Origin of the sequence: Sphingomonas endophytica, from assembly GCF_001476895.1 — a bacterium.
Taxonomy (GTDB): Bacteria; Pseudomonadota; Alphaproteobacteria; order Sphingomonadales; family Sphingomonadaceae; genus Sphingomonas; species Sphingomonas endophytica_A.
In genome coordinates this window covers 1-656 of the sequence record NZ_LDTB01000311.1, presented here as the reverse complement: position 1 = coordinate 656, position 656 = coordinate 1, and the positions used below count along the sequence as shown (strand labels likewise).

Sequence of the window (656 nt, the reverse complement as noted above, 5' to 3'; positions counted from 1 at the left end):
ACCGATGGCGGCTACGAGGTCGAGCTCGTCGCGGGCGAGGAGGGTGTCTCGCCCGGCCAGGCCTGCGTGTTCTACGATGCGCCGTCCGGTCAGGCGCGGGTGCTGGGCGGCGGCTTCATCAGAAGCGCGAGCGCGAGCCGCGCGGTGCGGGCCGCGACGCAGGAAACGATGGCGCAGCTCGCGGAAGCAGTTCGCGGATAGAGAAATACGAGGCGTCGGGGCAGGGAATGGCTGGGGATATCGACCGCGAAGGGGTCGAAAAGGCGTATGGCCGCTGGGCACCGTTCTACGTTCTCGTGTTCGGCAAGGTGTTCGATCAGGGCCGTCAGTCGACCATCGCGGAAGCCGACCGGATCGGCGGACGCGTGCTCGACGTCGGCGTCGGCACCGGATTGTCGCTGTCGGAATATGCGCGCACCACGAAACTGTGCGGTGTCGATATTTCCGAACCGATGCTGCGGCGGGCGCTCAAGCGCGTGCGCGCGCTGGGCCTCAGCAACGTCGAGACGCTGGCGGTGATGGACGCCAAGAACCTGGCGTTCCCGGATTCGTTCTTCGACGCGGTGGTCGCGCAATACGTCATCACCGCCGTGCCCGATCCCGAGGCGACGCTCGACGATTTCGTTCTCGTGCTGAAGCCTGGCGGAGAGCTGATC

The 656-nt window shown here is 66.6% G+C and carries 2 protein-coding genes; both read left to right on the top strand.

Going from position 1 to position 656, the window contains the following annotated elements; all coding sequences use genetic code 11:
- Window positions 1-201 (top strand): aminomethyltransferase beta-barrel domain-containing protein (locus NS334_RS17375; RefSeq protein WP_058757033.1); only part of this gene is annotated, 201 nt, incomplete at its 5' end.
- A gap of 26 nt (window positions 202-227) precedes the next feature.
- Window positions 228-656 (top strand): class I SAM-dependent methyltransferase (locus NS334_RS17370; RefSeq protein ID WP_058757034.1); only part of this gene is annotated, 429 nt, incomplete at its 3' end.